We start from the raw sequence: 22,399 nt of genomic DNA on the forward strand, positions 1-22,399 counted from the left end.
CGGGTGCGCGTGGATTCTGGAGAGAATGTAAAGCTGGTAGCACATTTCGGGCGCGCCGCTTTGGGCGATCCGCAGGTGGACGAGCGCTATGTGGCAGTTAATCAGGAGGGACAGGGCACTGCGCCCTGAGTTGAATGAAATTGAAGAGCTTGTTCAGAGGACCCATTTTCTGGATTGTGCTGGCAGTTGCCGCACTTCTGGTCATCCTGCCCTCCGTGTTCAACAGCAGCGGTGCCCGAGTGGACACCAATATCGGCCTGGAACTCCTCGAGAGCGATCAGGTGGAGCAGGCAAAGATTTACGACGGCGAGCAGCGGGTTGATCTCACGCTGCGCGAGGACTATGAAGAGCTCGGCCGCAGCGTTTCCTTCTTCTTCAGCGCCGCACGTGCCGAGGACGTAGTCGACGCCATCAACTCCTCAGACGTGGACGGCTTCACGGACCAGCCGGTCGAGAACAACTGGTTCACCAGCATCCTCGGCCTGATCCTGCCCATCCTGATCCTTGGTGCAATCTTCTGGTTCCTGCTCAGCAGGATGCAGGGCGGCGGCTCCAAGGTGATGCAGTTCGGCAAATCCAAAGCCAAGCTCATCAACAAGGACATGCCCCAGGTCACCTTCAATGACGTCGCAGGCGCTGATGAAGCAGTCGAGGAACTCCACGAGATCAAGGAATTCCTGCAGGAGCCTGCCAAATTCCAGGCGCTCGGCGCGAAGATCCCCAAGGGCGTGCTTCTCTACGGCCCTCCCGGAACCGGTAAAACCCTCTTGGCCCGCGCCGTTGCGGGTGAAGCCGGAGTGCCGTTCTACTCAATCTCCGGATCCGACTTCGTCGAGATGTTCGTGGGTGTCGGTGCCTCGCGCGTCCGTGACCTGTTTGAACAGGCAAAATCCAACGCTCCGGCCATCATCTTCGTTGACGAGATCGACGCGGTCGGACGCCACCGCGGTGCCGGCGTGGGCGGCGGCAACGACGAGCGTGAGCAGACCCTCAACCAGCTTCTGGTGGAGATGGACGGCTTCGACGCCAACACCAACGTCATCCTCATCGCAGCGACCAACCGACCGGACGTGCTGGATCCTGCGCTGCTGCGTCCCGGTCGCTTCGACCGGCAGATCGGCGTCGAAGCCCCGGATATGGGCGGGCGTCTGCGCATCCTGCAGGTCCACTCGAAGGGCAAGCCCATGGCGCCCGGCGTGGACCTGAAGTCCGTAGCCAAAAAGACTCCCGGGTTCACCGGTGCTGACCTCGCGAACGTCCTGAACGAAGCAGCGCTGCTCACCGCCCGGTCCAACGCCCAGCTCATCGACGACCGCGCCCTCGACGAGGCGATCGACCGCGTCATCGCCGGGCCGCAGAAGCGCAGCCGGGTCATGAAGGAGCTGGAGCGGAAAATCACGGCGTACCATGAGGGCGGCCACGCCCTGGTTGCCGCCGCACTGCGCAACACGGATCCGGTCACCAAGGTGACCATCCTTCCGCGGGGCCGGGCTCTGGGTTACACCATGGTGCTGCCCGCGGATGACAAGTACTCCATCACCCGCAACGAACTCCTCGATCAGCTGGCCTATGCCATGGGCGGCCGCGTGGCGGAGGAGATCGTGTTCCACGATCCCTCGACAGGTGCATCGAATGACATCGAGAAGGCAACCGCTACTGCCCGGAAGATGGTGACACAGTACGGGATGAGCGAGAGGATCGGTGCCGTGAAGCTCGGCCAGGGCGGCGGCGAGCCGTTCCTGGGCCGCGACATGGGCCACGAGCGCAACTATTCGGATCACATCGCCTACATCGTCGATGAGGAGGTGCGTCGGCTCGTGGACAACGCCCATGATGAGGCGTATGCCATCCTTACCGAAAACCGAGACGTTTTGGACCGGCTGGCTCTCGAACTGCTGGAACGTGAAACCCTGAACCAGGCGGAGATTGCAGAGGTCTTCACCGACATCCGCAAGCGGGACGCGCGCAGCATCTGGCTCTCGAAGGATAGCCGGCCGGTGCACTCCCTCCCTCCCGTGGTCTCCGCCAAGGAACGCCAGGAAGCGGAGGCAGCCGGAGAGCCTGACCCCGAAAACGTTTCGCCGCAGGATCAGATTGCGGATGCCAATCTGCCCAGCGGTTTCGACGTCACGGGCGATGCCCTGCCGGAGCCGGAGACTGAGCCGGACAACAAAGGCGGAACCACCGGGAACAATGACCAGGACGGGTACGGCCAGCGTCGTAACCGCTAGCAGGTCGGCCACAGGGGCCGGGATAGGATTCTTGGCGTGACCGATTTTGACGATCAAATGGTTGATGTGGCTCTCGCGGCCAGCGGTTCAACGGTGGACCAGCCGAGAATCGAGCGGGCAGTCCGGGAGATCCTCGCCGCCATCGGCGAGGATCCTGACAGGGACGGCCTCGTGCAAACACCCAAACGGGTGGCCCGCGCGTACGCGGAGTTCTTCGCGGGACTTCACCAGCATCCCAAGGATGTCCTTTCGACCACCTTTGATCTGGACCACGAAGAGCTGGTGCTCGTCAAAGACATTCCGTTCTATTCGACGTGCGAGCATCACCTTGTCCCGTTTCATGGTTCAGCGCATATCGGGTACATTCCCTCAGACGACGGAAAAATCACAGGCCTGAGCAAACTGGCGCGGCTGGTGGAGATTTATGCGCGGCGTCCGCAGGTGCAGGAGCGCCTCACCACGCAGATCGTGGATGCGATGATGGAGCACCTGCAGCCGAAGGGCGCGATCGTGGTCATCGAATGTGAGCATATGTGCATGTCGATGCGCGGCATCCGCAAGCCGGGAGCCAAAACGGTCACTTCAGCGGTGCGCGGACAGGTGCGGGAAGCCGCCACGCGCGCCGAGGCCATGAGCCTGATACTTGGAAGATAGGACACAGCAACTTTATGGATTCACTCGCGGCAGCCCCAGGAACCGGACCGGCAACCTCCCCCATTCCCGTCCTGCGGCCATCCCGGGTTCGCAAGTCCTTCGCGGACCTGCCGACGGAGCGGGCGCTGGTGATGGGAATCCTCAATGTCACCCCTGATTCCTTCAGTGACGGCGGCAAGTTCGCAACGGCAGATGAAGCCATTGCTGAAGGGCTGCGCATGCATTACGCCGGAGCGGACATCGTGGACGTCGGCGGAGAATCGACCCGCCCCAACGCTGACCGCATCACCGTAGAGGAGGAGCAGCAGCGCATCATTCCGGTTGTCGAGGCTCTGGTTAAGGCGGGCGCGCTGGTCAGTGTCGACACCATGCATGCGGCCACTGCAGCTAGGGCGATTGATGCCGGCGCCGCCATTGTGAACGATGTTTCCGGGCTGGATTTCGATCCGGACATGCCGGGACTGATTGCCGAACGCGGAGTCCACTACGTCCTGATGCACCAGCGCGGCAATCCGCAAACCATGGATTCCCTTGCCAGCTATGATGACGTCGTTGAAGACGTCATCTCCGAACTCACGGACATCCGGGACAAGTTCTACGCCGCCGGTGTAACCCCGGAACAGATCATCCTGGATCCCGGAATTGGCTTCGCCAAGAAGGAAGACCACAACTGGGCACTGTTGCGCGCACTGGACCGATTCGACGTGCTCGGTCACCGCATTCTGGTGGGAGCCTCCCGCAAGCGGTTCCTCGGAACCCTGCTCAGCGTTGCTGGCAAGGCAGCAGCTCCCGCCGAGCGCGGTGACGCGAGCGTTGCCGTTTCCGCCCTAGCAGCTGCACACGGCGCCTGGTGCGTCCGTGTGCATGACGTCGGACCGAACCTGGATGCGGTCAAGGTCTCCGCAGCCTGGACCAGGTAGACGGATCATGGCACAAAGTTCTCCCGCGCAGCGGGACAGGATCACACTGACGGGGATTACCGCCGTCGGGCACCATGGGGTGTTCGAGCATGAGCGCCGTGATGGCCAGCCCTTCATTGTCGACGTGGTGCTTCACCTCGATCTGCGGCCGGCAGGTGAGAGCGATGACCTCACGCGCACCGCGCACTACGGCGAACTCGCCGAACAGGTCGTAGAACTCATCACGGGTGAGCCGCTTGATCTCATCGAGGCACTGGCTGAGCGCATAGCCGCCGCTATCCTTTCCGCCTTCGCCGTGGACGCCGTCGAGGTCACCGTGCACAAACCCAAGGCGCCCATCGAGGTGCCGTTTGGCGACGTCGCCGTCTCCATCTTCCGGGAGCGTTCATGAGTGGAACGGTGCGTTCCATCCTCGCGCTGGGCAGCAATCTCGGCGAAAGCCGCGACACGCTGTCCCTCGCCGTTGCCGACCTCGTTGACTCCACGAACGTGCGTTTGCGTGAAGTGTCGCCGATCGTGCAGACGAAGGCCGTCGGCGGCCCGGAGCAGCCGGACTACCTCAACATGGTGATCGAGATTGAGACGGACCTTGGGCCGTATGAACTGCTTGAGCACTGTCAGGCCGTTGAGAATAAGCACCACCGGGTCCGCTCTGTCCGGTGGGGTCCGCGTACTCTCGACGTCGACATCATCACCTACGGCGATCTCGTCTCGGATGACGAAAAGCTGACCCTGCCCCATCCCCGCGCGGCGGAGCGGGCCTTTGTCCTGCAGCCCTGGGCGTGGATGGACGGAACGGCTACGCTGTCGGGGCGCCCGGTCGCGGAGCTTGTCCAGCAGGCGGAAGACCTCCCCGGCCTCGTACCGTTCGAGGGGGCCTAGCAGAGCCGTGGGATCAATCCGCATCGGCTGGCTGGTTCTGATCGGTTTGGTGTTCGGTGCCGCCGGGTGGCTGGTCAACTGGTGGGCAACCCGCAACGGGTACCCCACCCCGTCGCTGCCGCTGAGTTCGCTGTTGACTATCGCCGCCGTCGTCGCGGTGACACTTATTTTCGGGCTCCGGGTGAGGCGCTGGCGCGGCGGCAATCGCAAGCGGGTCCTCGATCCGATCCTGGCGGCACGCACCGTGGTGCTTGCCCAGGCGACTGCCTATGCGGGTGCCCTGACAACCGGCTGGCACGCGGGGATCCTCGCCGATCAGCTGACGCTGGTGGGAGTCCGCAGCAACCTCGGTCCATTGTGGGGTTCGCTGGCGGTGATTGCCGGTGGCATAGTCATGATTGCAGTCGGACTGATCGTGGAGAGCTTCTGTAAGCTTCCGCCGGATGATGAGGCCGGGTCGGAGACGAGGCGTGAGAGCGGCGAGGGGGAGTATGCGTAGGGAACCAATTGACCCGGCGGGGATTGAGTGGACGCGGGTGTCACCCAAGTACCTCAGGGTCCGGCTTGTAGGGTGGGCGATAGGCAGCCTCATCTTCCTGGTGATCTTCTCTGTTCCGCTCGTCCTGTTGCTGACGGGGGTGCTGCCCCGCTTTCCGCTACTGCTCGCGTGGTTGCTGCCCGCCGCCGTCGTCATCTTTGCCGGGTGGCGTGGACTGCTCCTGCCCCGTCAGGTGCGCGCTATCGGCTATGCGGAGCGCAATGAGGATTTGCTGATCCGGCAGGGCATCTTCTTCCAGCGCACCATGGTGGTGCCCTACGGCCGGATGCAGTATGTCGACGTCGCGGTAGGGCCGATTGAACGCGCCCTCGGCCTGTGCACGCTCAAGCTGCACACGGCGTCGCCGGGCACCAATGCCGAAATTCCAGGGCTTCCTTCCAGTGAGGGAGCGCGGTTGCGGGAGCAGCTCTCGGCACGCGGTGAAGCGAAGCTGGCAGGGCTGTGACCGGCGCCGTACCTGACCCGGCGGTGCTCTCCGCCTCACCCGAGGAATGGAAGCGCGTCCACATCATTTCGCCGCTCGTCCGCGGCTGGATTGCCATTGCCGCGCTGATCTTTTTCGGCGGCCGCGATTGGTTCGAGGGTCTCCTGACCGGAGAGCCTGGAGGATTCAGGGGAGAAGGGGTAGGCAATCTTCCCCTTGCCATAGCCATCGTCGTCGGCGTCGTGCTGCTGATCGCGGCCGGGTTCTTCCTCTCCTGGTACTACACGCGCTACCAGGTGACCGAGGAGCACGTCCGGGTCAATTCGGGAGTGGTCTTCCGTCAGCACCGGCAGGCGCGTCTGGACCGGGTGCAAGCCATCGACGTTGTCCAGCCGTTCCTCGCGCGGCTGTTCGGGCTCGCGGAGCTCAAGTTCGATGTGGCGGACGCCGGGGAGTCGGCGGTACGGCTCTCCTTCCTGAAACTGGGGGAGGCTCAGAAGCTGCGGGCAACCATCCTGGCGCGGGCAGCTGGCGTCGTCGTGGATCCGGAGCACCCACAGGACATCCCCGAGGCACCCGAACGCGAGGTCCTTGCCCTCACTCCTGCCCGCGTGCTGGGCGCCGCGGCACTCTCCGGCAACACTGTCGCGGTGGTACTCGGCCTGATCGGCGTGGTGGTTTTTGCCTTCGTTCTTGAGACCGGGGCGCTGCTGGCGGCTTTCGTTCCCATCCTCATCGGTGTGGTCAGCGGTTACTGGAACGTGCTGAACACGGGGTTCAACTTCCGGGCAGCAATTTCACCGGACGGCATTCGCATCCGCTACGGGCTTCTCGATACCCGCACACAGACGGTGCCGCCCGGTCGGGTGCAGGCGGTCGGCGTGATCCAGTCACCCCTGTGGCGCCTGAAGGGCTGGTACAAGGTCACCGTGAACGTGGCCGGCTACGGCGCGTCCGCGAGTGGTGAGGCGCAGGCACGCGCCACCCTCCTTCCGGTGGGAACGCTGGACGAGGTTCTTCAGGTAATCGCGCTGGTGCTCCCCGATCCGGGAACGGACTCGCCCGTCGAGGTGTTCTCGGCAGGCCTGTCAGGACGGGATTCCGACGCCGGTTTCATCACCACCCCGCGGCGTGCACGCCTCATCGCGCCGCTCGCCTGGCGGCGCAACGGGGTGGCGGTGACCGACACCGCGCTATTGGCCCGGTCAGGTGCGTGGTGGCGGCAGGTCGCCGTCGTACCGCATGAACGCACGCAGTCCCTGGCCCTTCACCAGGGCCCGCTGGCGCGCAGGTTCGGGGTGGCTGACCTCATCCTGCACACCACTCCCGGGCCGGTCTCTCCCCGCGTCCGGCAGATCCCTGAAGTGGACGCCTCGCGGCTGTTCTCCGAAGAGGCCGGGCGGGCGGCCGATGCCCGACGCCGCAGCGGTCCCGAACAGTGGATGCGGCCCGTCCCGGTGCAGGAGCAGATGGAAGAGACGGATGCGGCTGCCGACGCACCCGTCATGCCGGCACCGCCCTCATACCTGGAAGGTCCACATCATGAACGTTCCTGAGCGTCCGGTCCGTCCCGGCGCTGGAGGCCCCCGCCGGAAACCCGGGAGGCTCGGCGTCGGAGTGATCGGCGCAGGCAGGGTTGGTGCCGTTCTGGGTGCTGCCCTGCGTGCAGCCGAACACGCCGTCGTCGGAGTTTCCGCTGTCTCCGAAGCAAGCAGGGAACGGGCCGAGAACCTCCTGCCCGGGGTCCCGCTGCTTGGGATCGAGCAGATCGTGGAACGGGCGGAGCTTGTCCTGCTGGCAGTGCCCGACGACGCCCTCCCGGATCTCGTCTCCGGCCTGGCCGCCGTTGGTGCCTGGCAGCCCGGCCAGCTCGTCGCGCACACGTCGGGCCGCTACGGAACGGCCGTTCTGGACCCGGCGCGGAGGCTTGGCGCCATCCCGCTAGCGCTGCACCCTGCGATGACGTTCACCGGCATGAGCCTGGACCTCACGCGCCTGCCCGACTGCACGTTCGGTGTCACAGCGCCCACCGCCGTCCTCCCGGTGGCGCAGGCACTCGTGGTCGAGATGGGCGCTGAGCCGGTGGTCATCGAGGAAGAGGACCGCGTCCTGTACCACGCGGCGCTTGCGCACGCGTCGAATCACCTGGTCACCCTCGCTGCGCAGTCAACACAGTTGCTCGGCAGCATTGGTGTGGAGCGGCCGGACCGAATGCTCGGGCCGCTGATGCGTGCCTCCCTTGAGAACGCGCTCGCCGCGGGCGAGGGGGCACTCACTGGGCCGGTTGCACGCGGTGACACCGGTACGGTCGCGGCGCACGCCGCTGCCCTCGCCGAAGCGCCCGAAGACATTTCCCGTGCCTATACGCGATTAGCCGCGGTGACTGCCTCCCGCGCACTGGAACGCGGGCTCCTGTCCCCGGAGCAGGAACGCGCAATCACTGAGGCGCTGGCACGGCCCGAGAAGGAAGAAAGCGAATGAGGCCACGGGTTCTCACTACTGCGGCGGAGCTGCGTGCTGCGCTCGCCGAACAGCTGGCTGCGGCAGGTCCCGGCCCCGTCAGCCTGGGGCTCGTCCCCACTATGGGCGCCCTCCATGAGGGCCACGCTGCGCTGGCCCGCGCTGCACGGACAGAGAACGACGTCGTTGTTGCCACCATCTTCGTCAATCCTCTTCAGTTCGGGGACCCGCTAGACCTTGACCGGTACCCCCGAACGCTGGAGGCGGACCTGGAAATCCTTGGGGGCTACGGTGTCGACCTGGTCTTCGTGCCGTCCCGGGAAGAAATGTATCCGGGCGGCGAACCGCTGGTCCGGCTCTCCGCCGGACGCCTCGGCGCAAGGTTTGAGGGCGAATTCCGGCCGGGACACTTCGACGGGATGCTCACCGTCGTCGCCAAGTTGCTGCATCTGGCCTGGCCCGCCGCCGACGCCGCGTATCGGGCCTACTTCGGGCAGAAGGACGCGCAGCAGCTGGCACTGATCCGCCGGATGGTCCGCGACCTCAGCTTCACGGCGGACATCCGTGCGGTACCCACGGTGCGGTCTGCCGAAGGGCTGGCGCTCTCGAGCCGGAACCGGTTCCTGACGGCACAGGAGGCGGATGCCGCCCTTGTCCTGTCCCGCGCATTGCGCCTGCTGACGGAGCGCGCTGTCCGCTGCGAACCGCTGGACCTGGAATCCGCCGTCGCACTGGTGGAAAGCCAGCCGCTCGTGCAACTGGAGTATTTCGAGGTGGTGGACCCGGATACTTTGGAACCGCTCGCCTTCAACTGCCGCGAGACTCCCTTCTCGGGGGAGGCACTCGCGCTGATTGCCGCAAGGGTGGGCAGCGTCAGGCTCATTGACAATCAACCGCTGCTTGCGGACCCGGCGGGCACGTAAGGCTGAACCGGTAACCTTAGATACCGTGACCACTGAGCCAGCCCTCTCCATCGAAGAATTCAACGAGCAGATGCGCATCCGCATGGAAAAGCGCGCGCGCCTCCTGGAGCGCGGTGAGGAGCCGTATCCGGTCAAGCCGGAGCGGACATCTTCCCTGGGCGAGATCCGGGACCGCTTTTCCGGTCTCGAGGCCGGTGACTCAACCGGTGAGAACGTCAGCGTGGTTGGCCGGATAGTCTTCCTCCGGAATACCGGGAAATTGTGCTTCGCGACGCTCCAGGAGGGCGACGGAACCCGTCTCCAGGCGATGCTGAGCCTCGCCGCCGTCGGCGAGGAGCCCCTGGCGGAGTGGAAGTCAACGGTGGATCTGGGCGATCACGTGCAGGTTTCGGGGGAAGTTATCAGTTCACGCCGCGGTGAACTGTCGGTGATGGCTACGGGCTGGGCTATGGCGTCGAAGGCGCTGCGCCCGTTGCCCACCCTGCACGCCGGGGTCAACGAGGAGACACGAGTCCGCCAGCGCTATGTGGATCTGCTGGTGCGCGAGGAAGCGCGCCAGATGGTCCGGACGCGGGCAATGATTACCCGCAGTATCCGTGAGACGCTTCACTCGCATGAATACATCGAGGTGGAAACGCCGATCCTCCAACTGGTCCATGGCGGCGCCACCGCGCGGCCGTTCGAGACCCACGTGAATGCCTTTGATCAGAAGATGACCCTTCGCATCGCGCTGGAGCTTTATCTGAAGCGGGCAGTTGTCGGTGGAATCGACCGCGTTTATGAAATTGGTCGTATTTTCCGCAATGAGGGAGTCGACTCTACGCACAGTCCCGAATTCACGATGCTCGAGTGCTACGAGGCTTATGCTGACCAGTTCGTGATGGCTGACCGCATGAAGGAGATCATCCTGAATTGTGCTGACCTTCTTGGATCGCGCCAGATTGAATCCGGAGCCGGGACCATTGACCTGGACGGCGAATGGCGCTGGCTCGGGGTCTATCCGGGGCTCTCCGAGGCAGTTGGACGTGTTATCACTCCGGACACTGACAGGGAAACGTTGTTGACGGTAGCTGAAGAACAGGAGGTTTCCGTGGACCTGGACTGGGACGCGGAAAAGCTTGTCCTGGAACTCTTCAGCGAGATTGTCGAACCGACATTGGTGCAGCCGACGTTCGTTTATGACTATCCGCCGTCAGCGCAGCCCCTGGCCCGTCCCCACCGCGACCAGCCGCAGCTTATTGAGGCATGGGACCTCATCATCGGCGGCATGGAGCGTGGAACCGCGTTTTCCGAACTGATTGATCCCGTCATCCAGAGGGAGCGCCTCACCGAACAGTCACGGCGGGCAGCTGCCGGTGACGAGGAAGCCATGCAATTGGACGAAGACTTCCTTCGTGCCCTTGAATACGGCGCACCGCCGATGGGCGGGATCGGCCTGGGCATTGACCGGCTCGTCATGCTTTTCACTTCCACCGGAATAAGGGAAACCATCCTATTCCCGCTGTTGAAGCCGGAGTTGGGTTAATTCATGGAGTATTTGGCTGTTCTCCTGCCTTCCCTTGCCGTTGGGCTCATCTTCTACTTCGTCATGAAGTCGATCTTCAACGCGGACCGGGCCGAGCGTGAGGCCGAATCCGCAGAACGCCGCAACAGGGAGAATGAAATAGTAAAACCGACACCGTCGCCGGATGATGCGCCGCCCGGGAAGCAGTAAAAAGCCTGATCATCATTTTTCTCTTTTGACGTCTGGGTTTAATGCGGACGATAATGTCTCTTGAATACTCGATAGGCCGATTGAGGAGATTGTTATGGCGCAGAAAGTCAAAATCATTCTGATTGACGACCTCGACGGCGGTGAGGCAGATGAAACCGTAAGGTTCGGCCTCGACGGATCGCAGTATGAAATTGACCTTTCCTCAGTGCACGCGGAGGAACTGCGCAGTGCGCTGTCCACCTATGTCTCCTCCGCCAGGCGCGAGAGCCAGGGTAAACAGCGGCAGGGCGCACCCGCCGCCCGCAATCAGGAAGCCGCGCAGATCCGCGAATGGGCAAAGGCAAACGGTTACAACGTCTCTTCGCGGGGGCGCGTCAATTCCGAGATCATCGAGGCATACCGGGCCGCGCAGCGCTAGCGCCTCCGAGCAGGGCCCGCCGGCCTATCTCGCCTGTGGCGAACACGCTCCACAAGCCATCCGTGGGCACGTAGCATCGAACTACGCGTTAGCTAGGAGTGTGTCTCATGTTTGAGAGATTTACGGATCGTGCCCGTCGAGTTGTAGTGCTGGCCCAGGAAGAGGCCCGCATGCTCAACCACAATTACATCGGCACCGAGCACATTCTGCTTGGGCTAATTCATGAGGGTGAGGGTGTCGCCGCAAAGGCGCTTGAGTCGCTCAGCATTTCCCTCGGCGCTGTGCGCGAGCAGGTGCAGGAGATCATCGGGCAGGGCCAGCAGGCTCCTTCCGGTCACATCCCCTTCACGCCGCGTGCCAAGAAGGTGCTGGAGCTGTCTCTCCGCGAGGCACTGCAGCTCGGCCACAATTACATCGGCACTGAGCACATTCTGCTCGGTCTCATTCGTGAGGGTGAGGGCGTTGCCGCGCAGGTTCTGGTCAAGCTCGGCGCTGACCTCAACCGCGTCCGTCAGCAGGTCATTCAACTGCTTTCCGGGTACCAGGGCAAAGAACCTGTGGCATCAGGTGGCCAGCAGCAGGAGGGCACCCCTGCCGGGTCCGTCGTACTGGACCAGTTCGGACGCAATCTCACCCAGGCGGCCCGGGAGGGCAAGCTCGATCCGGTCATCGGCCGCGAGCTCGAGATGGAACGCGTCATGCAGGTCCTCTCCCGCCGCACCAAGAACAACCCCGTGCTCATCGGCGAGCCCGGCGTCGGCAAGACGGCCGTCGTCGAGGGCCTCGCTCAGGCGATTGTCCGCGGAGATGTACCCGAGACCATCCGGGACAAGCAGTTGTACACCCTGGACCTCGGCTCACTGGTTGCCGGATCCCGCTACCGCGGTGACTTCGAGGAACGCCTCAAGAAGGTCCTGAAGGAGATCCGCACACGCGGCGACATCATCCTGTTCATCGATGAGATCCACACGCTCGTTGGTGCCGGCGCGGCAGAGGGCGCTATCGACGCCGCGTCCATCCTGAAGCCCATGCTGGCGCGTGGAGAGCTTCAGACCATCGGCGCCACCACGCTGGATGAATATCGCAAGCACATCGAAAAGGACGCGGCCCTTGAGCGCCGCTTCCAGCCAATCCAGGTTCAGGAGCCTTCGGTGGCACATGCCATTGAAATCCTGAAGGGGCTCCGGGACCGCTATGAGGCACACCACCGTGTCTCCATCACTGATGCCGCACTGGCATCGGCTGCCAACCTTGCCGAGCGGTACATCTCCGATCGGTTCCTGCCGGACAAGGCCATTGACCTCATCGATGAAGCCGGAGCGCGGCTGCGAATCCGCCGCATGACCGCTCCGCCGGAGCTCAAAGAAATCGATGAGCGCATCGCGTCCGTGAAGCGGGAGAAGGAATCCGCTATCGACGCCCAGGACTTCGAGGGTGCAGCCCGCCTGCGAGATCGTGAGCAGAAGCTTCATGACGAGCGCATGGACAAGGAGCGCCGCTGGAAGTCAGGCGGTCTCGATGACATCGCCGAGGTTGACGAGGAGCTGATCGCCGAGGTTCTGGCGAACTCCACCGGTATCCCCGTCTTCAAGCTCACCGAGGAAGAGTCCTCGCGGCTGCTCAAGATGGAAGATGAACTGCACAAGCGGGTCATCGGCCAGGATGACGCCATCAAGGCAATCTCCCAGGCCATCCGCCGGACCCGTGCAGGCCTGAAGGATCCGAAACGTCCGGGCGGTTCGTTCATCTTCGCCGGTCCCACCGGCGTTGGAAAGACCGAGCTCGCCAAGGCGCTTGCTGAGTTCCTCTTCGGAGATGAAGATGCGCTGATCACACTGGACATGTCGGAGTACTCGGAGAAGCACACTGTCTCCCGGCTCTTCGGTGCGCCCCCCGGATACGTGGGCTATGAAGAGGGCGGTCAACTTACCGAAAAGGTCCGTCGCCGTCCGTTCTCCGTTGTCCTGTTCGACGAGGTGGAGAAGGCTCACGCCGATCTCTTCAACTCGCTGCTGCAGATCCTCGAGGATGGCCGCCTGACTGACAGCCAGGGCCGTGTGGTGGACTTCAAGAACACCGTCATCATCATGACCACCAACCTCGGCACCCGGGACATCTCCAAGGGCGTCATGACGGGCTTCCAGTCCGGCACTGACACCAACACGGGTTACACCCGCATCAAGGCGAAGGTAACGGAGGAGCTGAAGCAGCACTTCCGCCCCGAGTTCCTCAACCGTGTGGATGACACCGTGGTGTTCCCGCAGCTGACCCAGGACGAGATTGTCCAGATCGTGGATCTGTTCCTCGACCGCCTGAGCAAGCGGATGGCAGATAAGGGTATGAGCATCGAACTCACACCTGCGGCCAAGGTGCTGCTCGCGACCCGCGGTTATGATCCGGCAATGGGTGCACGCCCGCTGCGCAGGACCATGCAGCGTGAGATCGAAGACCAGCTTTCCGAAAAGATTCTCTTCGGAGAGATCAAGTCCGGAGAGCTCGTCTCGGTGGACGTCGAGGGCGAGGGTGACGAAGCAAAATTCACCTTCGTCGGGCATGGTGCTCCCAAGGAGATCGAGGATTCGCCGGCGGCAATCGAGGCGGTCGTTCCCGAGTAAACCGGGGACTCTCAAGCACACCTGCCCGTATCGGTCCGCCGATACGGGCAGGTTCTTTTAAGCGCATTCGGAACTACCCTGGGTTGTGAGCTGGAGCACATCGGATGATAAAGATGTTCCATGACACTCGTACCAGATTCGCCTACCCCAGCGAACACCACTGCCTTCCATGACCTGGATCGTTTCGTCGCCCTACCGCGTTTGAGTGGGCTTTCGTTAAGCGCCGACGGCACCCGGCTGGTTACCTCCGTGGCCACCCTCAACTCCAAGGGCACTGCCTACACCTCCGCCCTGTGGGAGCTGGACCCATCCGGCCGCCAACCGGCCCGGCGCATCACCCGCAGCGCGAAGGGAGAATCGGGCGCCGCCTTCCTTAGGAGCGGCGACCTCCTTTTCACGTCCGCCCGCCCGGACCCGGACAACGCGGAGGAGGAACCGATTCCAGCGCTCTGGAAGCTTCCGGCCGCCGGCGGCGAAGCCCGGGTAGTGCACACCCGCCCGGGAGGAGTGCAATCGGTCCTCGCTGCAGCGGAGGCAGACGCCGCCGTCGTCGTTGCTGAGGTGCTGGCCGGATCAACTGATGAATCGGACGACGGAGAACGCCGCAAGGCCCGCAAGGACGCCGGTGTTGCCGCAATTCTGCACACGGGCTACCCGGTTCGTCACTGGGATGCCGATCTGGGCCCCTCCGAGCCACGCTACTTCCTGATTGAGCCCGGTAAGCCTGGTGAAGCCGGCAAGATCACGCTCGACGACGAGCCCTCCGTCACGCTCCGCAATGTGACCGGCGGAATTGGCTCCGCACTCCGGAACGCGAGCCCGCGCCTCAGTCCGGACGGTACGTTCCTGCTCACAGCGCAGACCGTACCCGTGGGAGGCGGGGACCAGCGGTCGGTGCTGGTGCGCGTCGACACTGCCACCGGAGAGCGCTCTGTTCTCCTCGAACACCCTGATTATGACTATGACGCGGGCCCCATCAGTCCGGACAGCTCAACCGCCGTCGTGGTAGTCCGGCACCGCACCGGCCCCGATACACCGCCGAACGTGGAGCTCGGGCTGCTTCCTGCCGCTGGAGGTTCCCTGACGCCCCTTGCCTCCGGATGGGACCGTTGGCCTGCTCCTGCCGCCTGGCTTCCGGATGGAAGCGCACTGGTGGTCACAGCGGACGACGACGGCGCGGCGCCGGTTTTCGTTATTGACGTCGCCAGCGGCGAGGTGCGGCAGGTGACGATGGATGCTGCTGCCTACACCGACGTCGTTATTTCGCCTGACGGTTTGGCCGCCTACGCGCTGCGCAGTTCCTACGAGTTCCCGCCGGAGGCTGTGCGCATTGAGCTTGCCACGGGCACTGTTGCGCCGCTGCCGGCGCCGAGTGAGCGCCCTCCGCTGCCGGGAACGCTGGAGCGGGTGGAGGCTGTCGGCGCGGACGGGCACGCCGTGAAGTCCTATCTGGTCCTGCCGGAAGGAGCCGGCGCATCTGCGCCCGCGCCGTTGCTGCTCTGGATCCACGGCGGCCCGCTCGGATCCTGGAACGCGTGGACCTGGCGCTGGTCGCCGTGGCTGCTGGCCGCCCAGGGATACGCCGTCCTCCTGCCGGACCCCGCCCTCTCCACGGGTTACGGACAGAAGATGATCGAACGCGGCTGGGGCGCATGGGGAGACGCGCCCTACACGGACCTCATGGCCGCAACGGATGCCGTGGTGGCGCGTGCGGACATCGATGAGAGCCGCACGGCGGCGATGGGCGGTTCGTTCGGCGGGTACATGGCCAACTGGGTGGCCGGGCATACGGACCGGTTCAATGCGATCGTCACGCACGCCAGCCTGTGGGCCCTGGACCAATTCGGGCCCACCACCGATGCCTCTTTCTACTGGGAGAAGGAGATGACGGCCGAGATGGCGCTCGAGAACTCCCCGCACACGCATGTCGGGAAGATCAGCACGCCGATGCTGGTGATCCACGGTGACAAGGATTACCGCGTTCCGATCGGCGAAGGTTTGCGGCTCTGGTACGAGCTCCTGTCCAAGTCCCAGCTGCCTGCCGGGCCGGACGGGGAGACTGAGCACCGCTTCCTGTACTTCCCGGATGAGAACCACTGGATCCTCAAGCCGCAGCACGCGAAGATCTGGTACTCCGTCGTCGAGCACTTCCTGGCCCGTCACCTGCTGGGCGAGAAGGTGGACCTTCCCCCGGAGTTGGGAATCTGAGGTACGTCCGGGTCCCTACACTGGGTTGAATGAGCCAGTCCTTTCATATTCGCCGGGCAACCACCGCTGACGTGCCCATCATCAAGCAGCTGGTGGCCCCGCTCGCGGAAGAGCGCATCCTGATTGCCAAGGAAACGGTCGCCTACTATGAGGGCCTTCAGGAGTTCAAAATCGCCGAAGATGACGACGGCGGTGTGCTGGGGTGCGGAGCCCTCCACGTCATGTGGGAGGATCTCGCGGAGATCCGTACGCTAGCCACCGCCGCAGCGGCGCGGGGCAGGGGCGTGGGCACCGCCGTCGTCAACGCGCTGCTTGAGGAAGCGCGCGCTATCGGTGTGCAGCGGGTTTTCTGCCTCACCTTCGAAGAGGCCTTCTTCCGCCGCCACGGGTTCCGTGTGATGGCGGACCAGTCGGCAGTGGATCCCGTTGTGTATTCGGAACTCCTGCGTTCGCATGACGAAGGCGTAGCGGAATTTCTGGACCTGGCACGCGTGAAGCCCAATACCCTCGGCAATACCAGGATGATCCGTACGCTCTGACGGTGAGCTAGCCAGCGGCGTTCTGCGCCGATAAGCTAAGGATGCTTGGTATGTGAACGCCAGGTGAGTCTCCTGACAGGGGGACGGAACGTCGACGAAAGGCGGAACGCCATGGGTGCAGACGACAAGACACAGAACAACGCCGAGAAATTGGGCGGCAAGGTTCAGGAAGGCCTGGGCAAGGCCACTGGCAACAAGGACATGGAAGCCGAGGGCCAGAAGGACCAGAGCAAGGCCGACCTCAAGAATGCCGGCGAGAACATCAAGGACGCGTTCAAGAAATAGCCGGTAAAAACGTAGGCGGCATCAGGCCGCCAGCTGTGGGAAGGACCGTCCGGGTCCTTCCCACAGTCATATCCGGGTGCTTCAGCATGAAGGGTCTGGGCAACCGTCCCTGCCGCAGAGTACTGTTCAAGGGCGAACCGGTTTTGCAGCAGTCGATCACCGTCCAAGGAGACTCGCATGAAGAAGCTGATCAATGACCCGCAGGCAGTGGTAACTGAATCCGTTGAGGGGTTCGGGGCTGCCCACGCTGATCTGGTTGAGGTGCATCCGGACCCCTTGTTCATCACCCGCAGAGACGCTCCGGTCCAGGGCAAGGTGGGGTTGGTTTCGGGCGGCGGAAGCGGTCATGAACCTTTGCACGCAGGGTTCGTGGGCCGCGGGATGCTTGATGCTGCGGTCCCTGGCGCGGTGTTTACCTCGCCTACTCCCGATCAGATCATTCCCGCCACACTTGCCGTGAACGGCGGCGCAGGAGTGCTCCACATCGTCAAAAACTACACCGGCGACGTCCTCAACTTCGAGACCGCAGCCGAAATGGCGCAGGCCGAGGGCGTGGAGGTCCGGTCGGTCCTGATCAATGACGACGTCGCTGTGGAAGATTCGCTGTACACCGCAGGCCGCCGCGGCGTCGGCGGGACGGTGCTCGTGGAACGAATCGCCGGAGCAGCAGCCGAGCGCGGTGATTCCCTCGACGGCGTCACCGGGATTGCCCAGCGCGTCAATGACAACGTGCGTTCCATGGGCGTTGCGCTCTCTGCCTGCACGGTGCCGCACGCCGGCGTGCCCAGCTTCGATCTGACCGAGGAAGAAATCGAGATCGGCATCGGGATTCACGGTGAACCTGGCCGGCACAAGATCGCCATGGAAAATGCGGACGGAATAACCGACCGCCTCCTGGAGCCGATCCTCGCCGACCTCAAAGCGACGGACGGTGACCGCGTGCTGCTCTTCGTCAACGGCATGGGCGGCACGCCGGCCAGTGAGCTTTACATTGTGTACCGGCGCGCGCGTCAGTTGCTTGCCGAGCGCGGCATCTCGGTTGAGCGCTCCCTGGTTGGCAACTACATCACGGCGCTGGAGATGCAGGGAGCGTCGATTTCGGTGCTGAAGCTGGACGATGAAATGGTGGAACTCTGGGACACGCCGGTATGGACGCCGGCCCTGCGATGGGGAGTGTAGATGGCGCTGACTGCGCAATGGGCCGAAGCCTGGATCCGGGAGTGCTCACAGGTCCTCACTGAGCACCGTACTGCGCTGATCGAGTTGGACCGGGCGATCGGGGACGCGGACCACGGCGAGAACATGCAGCGCGGGTTCGCGGCGGTGGTGGCAAAGCTCGACGCCGGTGGGCAGGAAACACCCGGCGCGGTCTTCAAGCTGACTGCCATGACTTTGATGTCCACCGTTGGCGGTGCGGCCGGTCCGCTGTACGGTACCGCGTTCCTCCGCGCGGCCACAGCTCTGGGTGACGCAGCTGAGATCGATCCCGCCGCCGTCGTTGGCTTCCTAACTGCAGCACGCGACGGCGTGGTGGCGCGCGGCAAGGCCGAGCCGGGGGACAAGACCATGATCGATGCGTGGACTCCCGCCGTCGAGGCTGCCGGCACGGCGCAGTCGGCCGGGGCGTCGGCCGTGGAGGTGCTTGAGGCTGCAGCCAATGCCGCCCAGGCCGGTGCCCTCGCCACAGAGCCGCTGATCGCCAGAAAAGGCAGGGCCAGTTACCTGGGTGAGCGCAGTGCCGGGCATCGTGACCCCGGTGCGCAGTCCTCGGCCCTGATTCTTCAGGCGGCAGCTGACACCGCAGGGCGTCAACAGTGACGGTCGGCCTGGTGATCGTCTCGCACAGCAGCAAAATCGCCGAGGGGGTCATTGAGCTGGCCGCGCAGATGGCCCCCAACGTCCGGATAGCCGCCGCCGGCGGTACGAGTGATTCCCCGTCGCGCATCGGCACCAGTCTTGAGAAGGTTCAGTCGGCGCTTGAGGAAGCCGAGCAGGGCGACGGCGTCGTGGTCCTTACCGACCTCGGTTCTGCAGTCATGACTGCAGAAATGACCCTTGAATTCCTCCCCCCTGATACCCGGTCGAGGATCCGCCTGCCTCAAGCCGCCCTGGTCGAAGGAGCGGTGGCAGCGGCCGTGCAGGCGGAGTCCGGCGGCACGGTGGACGAGGTCGCTTCCGCTGCCGAGCGTGCTGTCGTTTCCATCGACCCTGAGTCACTTGAGCCGTTCGTCTCCCATGGGGCGGCGGCTCCCGGTCCCTCAGCTCCGCTGGAAGCAGCTGCTGAGCCGGCGGTGACGGGCGCCTGGACCCTGCCGAACAAGATGGGCCTGCACGCTCGGCCCGCGGCCGTCATAGCAAGGGCGCTCACGGACCTGGACGCCGAAGTGACCATCAACGGCGTGGACGGCAAGTCGGTGATGCTGCTCATGTCGCTCGCTCTGGGCGAGGGCAAGGAACTCCGCGCTGAGGCCACGGGCCCAGAGGCGCAGAAGGCCATCGAGTACATCGGCGGTGAGGTCAAGGCAGGGTTCGGCGAGCTCTAGCGGAACTTTTGGGCACTTACGGTGACTTCCGGGCGGGCCGAAGTCGCCAGAGGTGCGCAAAAGTTCCCCAGGAGGGCCCAGGAAGTTCCGAGGAGAGGTCAGGCTGGGAGCTGCAATCCCCGTGGTGTCTCCTCTGCCAGGCCATCCGCGAGGAGGCCGTTGAGCGCTCGCTCGAGCTGCTCAAGCGGGGCATGCAATCCATACAGCTTCTCAAATGCCGCGGGGGTGCCGTGCGCCAGGTCCACGGGGCGCTCGCGGATCAGTGGCAGCGGCACGGGGCTGTCCGTATGCCGCAGCACATGCATGATCGCGCCACGTACCTGCCGGTCCGTTCCTGCCCAGGACTGGCCCTTGGGTACGTACGTCGGCGCGGGTTTCCCGGCCGCCACCCAGGCGCACCGATCGAGGACCGGACACTGCTCGCAGGAGGGCGTCCGCGCAGTGCAGACCAGCGCACCGAGCTCCATCACAGCCGCGTTCCAGCGGACCGAGGCGGGACCGTCGTCGGGCAGGAGTGTGGCAGCCCGCTTCATCTCAGCGGCCGTCAGCGCCGGCGCCGGCAGGGCGGCACCGCCCACAAGCCGCGCGTGGACGCGGCGGATGTTCGTGTCGACGACCGTCTCGCGACGACCGAAGGCGAACGCCGCGACGGCGGCAGCTGTGTAGGTTCCCACGCCCGGCAGTGCAAGGAGCTCAGCATATGAATTGGGTACGTTGCCCCCATGATGAACGACGACGGCAGTCGCCGCCGCGTGGAGGCGCAGCGCCCGCCGTGGGTAACCCAGGCGCCCCCAGTGGCGGAGGGCCTCACCCGCGGGGGCTGCAGCGAGGTCAGCTGGTGCAGGCCAGCGGGACATCCAGTCCTCCCATACGGGCAGGACACGCGAGACGGGAGTCTGCTGAAGCATGAACTCGCTCACCAGAACGCCCCAGGGGGTTCGGGAGGGAAGCCGCCAGGGGAGGTCCCGGGCGGCGTCGTCGAACCAGTCACTCAGGCGAGCATGCAGCACTGCGGCGTCCACGGTGAACTCCAGATGTTCGACAAATCGGCAGGATCCACCCTACCCAAAGCATCGGCGGAACTGGCCGCCGCGCGGCGTGGTGAGCATGCGCGTCGGCGTCACGTCTCTTAGCCTTGAATCATGAGCTCGGCAGGAGGTACAGGCAGCAGCCGGGTGAACGGTCCCCGGCGGACACCCAGCCCCCAGGTCTACAAACGGCGTCGTCAGGTGGTGGCACTGCTCGCCCTCCTGCTTGTCGGAGGTCTTATCTGGGCAGGGATTGCACTTGCCGGGCTTTTCCGCTCGGAGCCGGGTCCGGCGCCGGCCGCCGCGGCTCCTACCAGCGCCGCCGCGAACCCGACTGCGTCCGCAACCCCCTCCTCGTCCCCCTCCCCGACGGAGTCGAGCCCATCACCAACACCAACACCAACTGAGCCGGTGTGCAATCCGGCGTCAATCGAGGTCATCGGCAGCGTGGACGCCGAAACCTATGCGCCGGACCAGAATCCCGTCCTCTCCCTCACCGTCAGCAATACGGGTGAGGTTCCCTGCCCGGTGAATGTAGGGACATCGCAGATGGAGTTCATGATCACCAGCGGCGAAGACCGGATCTTCTCGTCCCGGGACTGCCAGGAGGGCGCTGAGGACCTGGAAGTGATCATTGAGCCGGGAAAGTCGGAAACTGCGCGCTTCACCTGGGAACGACTCCGGAGCGCTCCCGAGTGCGCAACAGTTGATGTGGTGCCCGGCGCCGGACAGTACGCGTTCCAGACCCGCCTGGGTGAACGCACCAGCGACGAAGTTCTTTTCACGCTTGAGTAGAGATGAACTTCAGGTTTACACGGACTACATGAAGCGGTCGAGGAGGCTGGTCTCCGCGATCCGTGAGAGGCCTTCCCGGACAGTCCGTGCCCGCTGTTCGCCAATCCCGTCCACCGCCATGAGGTCATCGATGTTGGCGGCCATGAGGTTCTGCAGTCCATCAAAGTGGTCCACGAGCCGGTTGGCGACCGTGGGAGGCACGGCCTTGATTCCCGAAAGCAGCCGGTACCCCTTGGGCTGCACCACCGCATCGAGGGAGTCTGTGGACGGGTTGAAGCCGAGCACGCTTGCGATGGTGCCCAGATCGATGAGGTCTGTGGAGCTGAAACTCTGGAGGCGCGCCAACTGGTCTTCGACCGGCATGGTGCTTGCGCCGAGCCCGGAGTAATCGCGAAGCACCATCTCGCTGCCCGGGCCGAGGCCCGTGGTCAGCTCTTCCACCTGTAGGGAGAGGAGGCGTCCGTCGATGCCGAGTTCGAGGACGTACTGCGAGATTTCCTCGGAAATGCGGCGCACCATTTCCTGGCGCTGCAGGGTAACGGCGACGTCGCGAACAGTCACCATGGCCTCAATTTCGAGTGCCGAGAGTGATCCGGTGACCTGGTCCAGGCGTGCGCGGTACCGTTCGAGGGTGGCGAGCGCCTGGTTGGCGCGGGCGAGCACGGGCTCGGACCCTTCCAACACATGGCGGAGGCCGTCAACGTAGAGCGCGATGATCTGCATGGATTGGCTGACGGAAATGACGGGAACGCCGGTCTGGATGGCTACGCGCTCGGCAGTCCGGTGGCGTGTTCCTGACTCCTGCGTTTCGATCCGGTGATCCGGCACCAGTTGCACGCCGGCGCGGAGGATCTTGCTGGCGTCCCGGTCACAGACAATAGCGCCGTCCATTTTTGCGAGCTCGCGCAGCCGGGTGGGGGAGAAGTCGATTCCGATGTCGAAGCCGCCAGAGCAGATCGAGTCCACTGTGCGGTCGAACCCCAGGACGATCAGGGCACCGGTGCGGCCGCGAAGGATCCGCTCAAGGCCGTCGCGCAACTGCGTACCCGGCGCCACCCGCGCCAGGGTTGCTTTCAGCGCGTCCTCCGGACTGCGTACCATCTCACTCCCTCTTCGAAGCCGGGCAGGCGAATGCACGGACCGACAGTTCCTAATCCTATGGGAGCACGGCATCGGCTGACGGCCCAGTTTCCACTCAAAT

At 64.2% G+C, this 22,399-nt stretch carries 23 protein-coding genes; 21 read left to right on the forward strand and 2 right to left on the reverse strand.

From position 1 onward, the window contains the following. Positions 1 to 134: 134 nt before the first annotated feature. From ftsH to dhaM, 20 genes are all read left to right on the forward strand, one after another. On the forward strand, positions 135 to 2,231 hold the full coding sequence (gene ftsH, locus AC1MBU_RS02600; protein ID WP_277359362.1) for an ATP-dependent zinc metalloprotease FtsH: 2,097 nt from the start codon (positions 135 to 137) through the stop codon (positions 2,229 to 2,231). 36 nt (positions 2,232 to 2,267) lie between these two features. Beyond that, complete coding sequence (folE, locus tag AC1MBU_RS02605) at positions 2,268 to 2,885, forward strand: GTP cyclohydrolase I FolE (protein ID WP_404800751.1); 618 nt, start codon at positions 2,268 to 2,270, stop codon at positions 2,883 to 2,885. A 14-nt stretch (positions 2,886 to 2,899) separates the two neighbouring features. Further along, positions 2,900 to 3,805 (forward strand): dihydropteroate synthase, encoded by a 906-nt coding sequence (gene folP, locus AC1MBU_RS02610; protein ID WP_479788378.1) that lies wholly within the window; start codon positions 2,900 to 2,902, stop codon positions 3,803 to 3,805. A gap of 7 nt (positions 3,806 to 3,812) precedes the next feature. Continuing rightward, a complete protein-coding gene (gene folB / locus AC1MBU_RS02615; RefSeq protein WP_277359360.1) occupies positions 3,813 to 4,196 on the forward strand; it encodes a dihydroneopterin aldolase in 384 nt (127 codons plus the stop codon). Further along, positions 4,193 to 4,687 carry a 2-amino-4-hydroxy-6-hydroxymethyldihydropteridine diphosphokinase gene (folK, locus tag AC1MBU_RS02620; RefSeq protein WP_277359359.1) on the forward strand — a complete coding sequence of 165 codons (495 nt, stop codon included), beginning with the start codon at positions 4,193 to 4,195 and terminating at the stop codon, positions 4,685 to 4,687. The genes folB and folK overlap by 4 nt, the downstream gene beginning before the upstream one ends. A gap of 7 nt (positions 4,688 to 4,694) precedes the next feature. Further along, positions 4,695 to 5,186 (forward strand): DUF3180 domain-containing protein, encoded by a 492-nt coding sequence (locus tag AC1MBU_RS02625; RefSeq protein ID WP_056545763.1) that lies wholly within the window; start codon positions 4,695 to 4,697, stop codon positions 5,184 to 5,186. Then, positions 5,179 to 5,691, forward strand: a complete 513-nt coding sequence (locus AC1MBU_RS02630; protein WP_346027822.1) for a PH domain-containing protein — start codon at positions 5,179 to 5,181, stop codon at positions 5,689 to 5,691. Before AC1MBU_RS02625 ends, AC1MBU_RS02630 begins: the two co-directional genes overlap by 8 nt. Further along, on the forward strand, positions 5,688 to 7,226 hold the full coding sequence (locus AC1MBU_RS02635; protein ID WP_479788383.1) for a PH domain-containing protein: 1,539 nt from the start codon (positions 5,688 to 5,690) through the stop codon (positions 7,224 to 7,226). The genes AC1MBU_RS02630 and AC1MBU_RS02635 overlap by 4 nt, the downstream gene beginning before the upstream one ends. Next, complete coding sequence (locus AC1MBU_RS02640; protein WP_471672663.1) at positions 7,213 to 8,151, forward strand: Rossmann-like and DUF2520 domain-containing protein; 939 nt, start codon at positions 7,213 to 7,215, stop codon at positions 8,149 to 8,151. The genes AC1MBU_RS02635 and AC1MBU_RS02640 overlap by 14 nt, the downstream gene beginning before the upstream one ends. Further along, entirely contained in the window at positions 8,148 to 9,053 is a 906-nt protein-coding gene (gene panC, locus AC1MBU_RS02645; RefSeq protein WP_277359656.1) for a pantoate--beta-alanine ligase, read from the forward strand. Before AC1MBU_RS02640 ends, panC begins: the two co-directional genes overlap by 4 nt. Positions 9,054 to 9,123: 70 nt before the next feature. Continuing rightward, the gene (lysS, locus tag AC1MBU_RS02650; protein ID WP_277359659.1) at positions 9,124 to 10,578 is read left to right on the forward strand and encodes a lysine--tRNA ligase; all 1,455 of its coding nucleotides are present in this window, start codon (positions 9,124 to 9,126) and stop codon (positions 10,576 to 10,578) included. A 3-nt stretch (positions 10,579 to 10,581) separates the two neighbouring features. Further along, entirely contained in the window at positions 10,582 to 10,767 is a 186-nt protein-coding gene (locus AC1MBU_RS02655) for a hypothetical protein (RefSeq protein ID WP_277359655.1), read from the forward strand. 94 nt (positions 10,768 to 10,861) lie between these two features. Beyond that, the gene (locus tag AC1MBU_RS02660; RefSeq protein WP_056545775.1) at positions 10,862 to 11,185 is read left to right on the forward strand and encodes a histone-like nucleoid-structuring protein Lsr2; all 324 of its coding nucleotides are present in this window, start codon (positions 10,862 to 10,864) and stop codon (positions 11,183 to 11,185) included. 107 nt (positions 11,186 to 11,292) lie between these two features. Beyond that, complete coding sequence (locus tag AC1MBU_RS02665; RefSeq protein WP_277359654.1) at positions 11,293 to 13,800, forward strand: ATP-dependent Clp protease ATP-binding subunit; 2,508 nt, start codon at positions 11,293 to 11,295, stop codon at positions 13,798 to 13,800. Between the two features lie 120 nt (positions 13,801 to 13,920). Beyond that, positions 13,921 to 16,008 (forward strand): S9 family peptidase, encoded by a 2,088-nt coding sequence (locus tag AC1MBU_RS02670; protein WP_479788389.1) that lies wholly within the window; start codon positions 13,921 to 13,923, stop codon positions 16,006 to 16,008. Between the two features lie 29 nt (positions 16,009 to 16,037). Next, positions 16,038 to 16,547, forward strand: coding sequence for an amino-acid N-acetyltransferase (locus tag AC1MBU_RS02675; RefSeq protein WP_277359652.1), 510 nt, complete (start codon positions 16,038 to 16,040; stop codon positions 16,545 to 16,547). A gap of 111 nt (positions 16,548 to 16,658) precedes the next feature. Continuing rightward, the gene (locus AC1MBU_RS02680) at positions 16,659 to 16,832 is read left to right on the forward strand and encodes a CsbD family protein (protein WP_056545784.1); all 174 of its coding nucleotides are present in this window, start codon (positions 16,659 to 16,661) and stop codon (positions 16,830 to 16,832) included. A gap of 177 nt (positions 16,833 to 17,009) precedes the next feature. After that, entirely contained in the window at positions 17,010 to 18,011 is a 1,002-nt protein-coding gene (dhaK, locus tag AC1MBU_RS02685; RefSeq protein ID WP_479788392.1) for a dihydroxyacetone kinase subunit DhaK, read from the forward strand. Then, positions 18,012 to 18,650 (forward strand): dihydroxyacetone kinase subunit DhaL, encoded by a 639-nt coding sequence (gene dhaL, locus AC1MBU_RS02690; protein ID WP_277359650.1) that lies wholly within the window; start codon positions 18,012 to 18,014, stop codon positions 18,648 to 18,650. It begins immediately after the preceding gene. Further along, positions 18,647 to 19,375 carry a dihydroxyacetone kinase phosphoryl donor subunit DhaM gene (dhaM, locus tag AC1MBU_RS02695; protein WP_277359649.1) on the forward strand — a complete coding sequence of 243 codons (729 nt, stop codon included), beginning with the start codon at positions 18,647 to 18,649 and terminating at the stop codon, positions 19,373 to 19,375. The genes dhaL and dhaM overlap by 4 nt, the downstream gene beginning before the upstream one ends. A 98-nt stretch (positions 19,376 to 19,473) precedes the next feature. On the opposite strand, the gene AC1MBU_RS02700 is transcribed toward dhaM, so the two are convergent. Then, a complete protein-coding gene (locus AC1MBU_RS02700; protein ID WP_479788395.1) occupies positions 19,474 to 20,397 on the reverse strand; it encodes an HhH-GPD family protein in 924 nt (307 codons plus the stop codon). Positions 20,398 to 20,517: 120 nt separating this feature from the next. Here AC1MBU_RS02700 and AC1MBU_RS02705 point away from each other — a divergent pair, with 120 nt between their 5' ends. Further along, positions 20,518 to 21,198 (forward strand): hypothetical protein, encoded by a 681-nt coding sequence (locus tag AC1MBU_RS02705; RefSeq protein ID WP_479788396.1) that lies wholly within the window; start codon positions 20,518 to 20,520, stop codon positions 21,196 to 21,198. A gap of 24 nt (positions 21,199 to 21,222) precedes the next feature. Here the strand turns inward: AC1MBU_RS02705 and disA are convergent, their stop codons facing one another. After that, on the reverse strand, positions 21,223 to 22,299 hold the full coding sequence (disA, locus tag AC1MBU_RS02710; protein WP_479788398.1) for a DNA integrity scanning diadenylate cyclase DisA: 1,077 nt from the start codon (positions 22,297 to 22,299) through the stop codon (positions 21,223 to 21,225). Positions 22,300 to 22,399 lie beyond the last annotated feature (100 nt).

The organism is Arthrobacter sp. PTI12 (assembly GCF_056679915.1).

Excerpts from the sequence above, each read along its gene's own strand:
- folB (WP_277359360.1), top strand. The coding sequence starts at position 3,813 with ATGGCACAAAGTTCTCCCGCGCAGCGGGACAGGATCACACTGACGGGG.
- AC1MBU_RS02675 (WP_277359652.1), top strand. The coding sequence starts at position 16,038 with ATGAGCCAGTCCTTTCATATTCGCCGGGCAACCACCGCTGACGTGCCC.
- AC1MBU_RS02680 (WP_056545784.1), top strand. The coding sequence starts at position 16,659 with ATGGGTGCAGACGACAAGACACAGAACAACGCCGAGAAATTGGGCGGC.
- disA (WP_479788398.1), bottom strand. The coding sequence starts at position 22,299 with ATGGTACGCAGTCCGGAGGACGCGCTGAAAGCAACCCTGGCGCGGGTG.
- AC1MBU_RS02705 (WP_479788396.1), top strand. The coding sequence starts at position 20,518 with ATGAGCTCGGCAGGAGGTACAGGCAGCAGCCGGGTGAACGGTCCCCGG.
- ftsH (WP_277359362.1), top strand. The coding sequence starts at position 135 with ATGAAATTGAAGAGCTTGTTCAGAGGACCCATTTTCTGGATTGTGCTG.
- lysS (WP_277359659.1), top strand. The coding sequence starts at position 9,124 with ATGCGCATCCGCATGGAAAAGCGCGCGCGCCTCCTGGAGCGCGGTGAG.
- AC1MBU_RS02665 (WP_277359654.1), top strand. The coding sequence starts at position 11,293 with ATGTTTGAGAGATTTACGGATCGTGCCCGTCGAGTTGTAGTGCTGGCC.
- AC1MBU_RS02630 (WP_346027822.1), top strand. The coding sequence starts at position 5,179 with ATGCGTAGGGAACCAATTGACCCGGCGGGGATTGAGTGGACGCGGGTG.
- panC (WP_277359656.1), top strand. The coding sequence starts at position 8,148 with ATGAGGCCACGGGTTCTCACTACTGCGGCGGAGCTGCGTGCTGCGCTC.
- folK (WP_277359359.1), top strand. The coding sequence starts at position 4,193 with ATGAGTGGAACGGTGCGTTCCATCCTCGCGCTGGGCAGCAATCTCGGC.
- AC1MBU_RS02655 (WP_277359655.1), top strand. The coding sequence starts at position 10,582 with ATGGAGTATTTGGCTGTTCTCCTGCCTTCCCTTGCCGTTGGGCTCATC.
- AC1MBU_RS02670 (WP_479788389.1), top strand. The coding sequence starts at position 13,921 with ATGACACTCGTACCAGATTCGCCTACCCCAGCGAACACCACTGCCTTC.
- AC1MBU_RS02660 (WP_056545775.1), top strand. The coding sequence starts at position 10,862 with ATGGCGCAGAAAGTCAAAATCATTCTGATTGACGACCTCGACGGCGGT.
- dhaK (WP_479788392.1), top strand. The coding sequence starts at position 17,010 with ATGAAGAAGCTGATCAATGACCCGCAGGCAGTGGTAACTGAATCCGTT.
- dhaL (WP_277359650.1), top strand. The coding sequence starts at position 18,012 with ATGGCGCTGACTGCGCAATGGGCCGAAGCCTGGATCCGGGAGTGCTCA.
- AC1MBU_RS02640 (WP_471672663.1), top strand. The coding sequence starts at position 7,213 with ATGAACGTTCCTGAGCGTCCGGTCCGTCCCGGCGCTGGAGGCCCCCGC.
- folP (WP_479788378.1), top strand. The coding sequence starts at position 2,900 with ATGGATTCACTCGCGGCAGCCCCAGGAACCGGACCGGCAACCTCCCCC.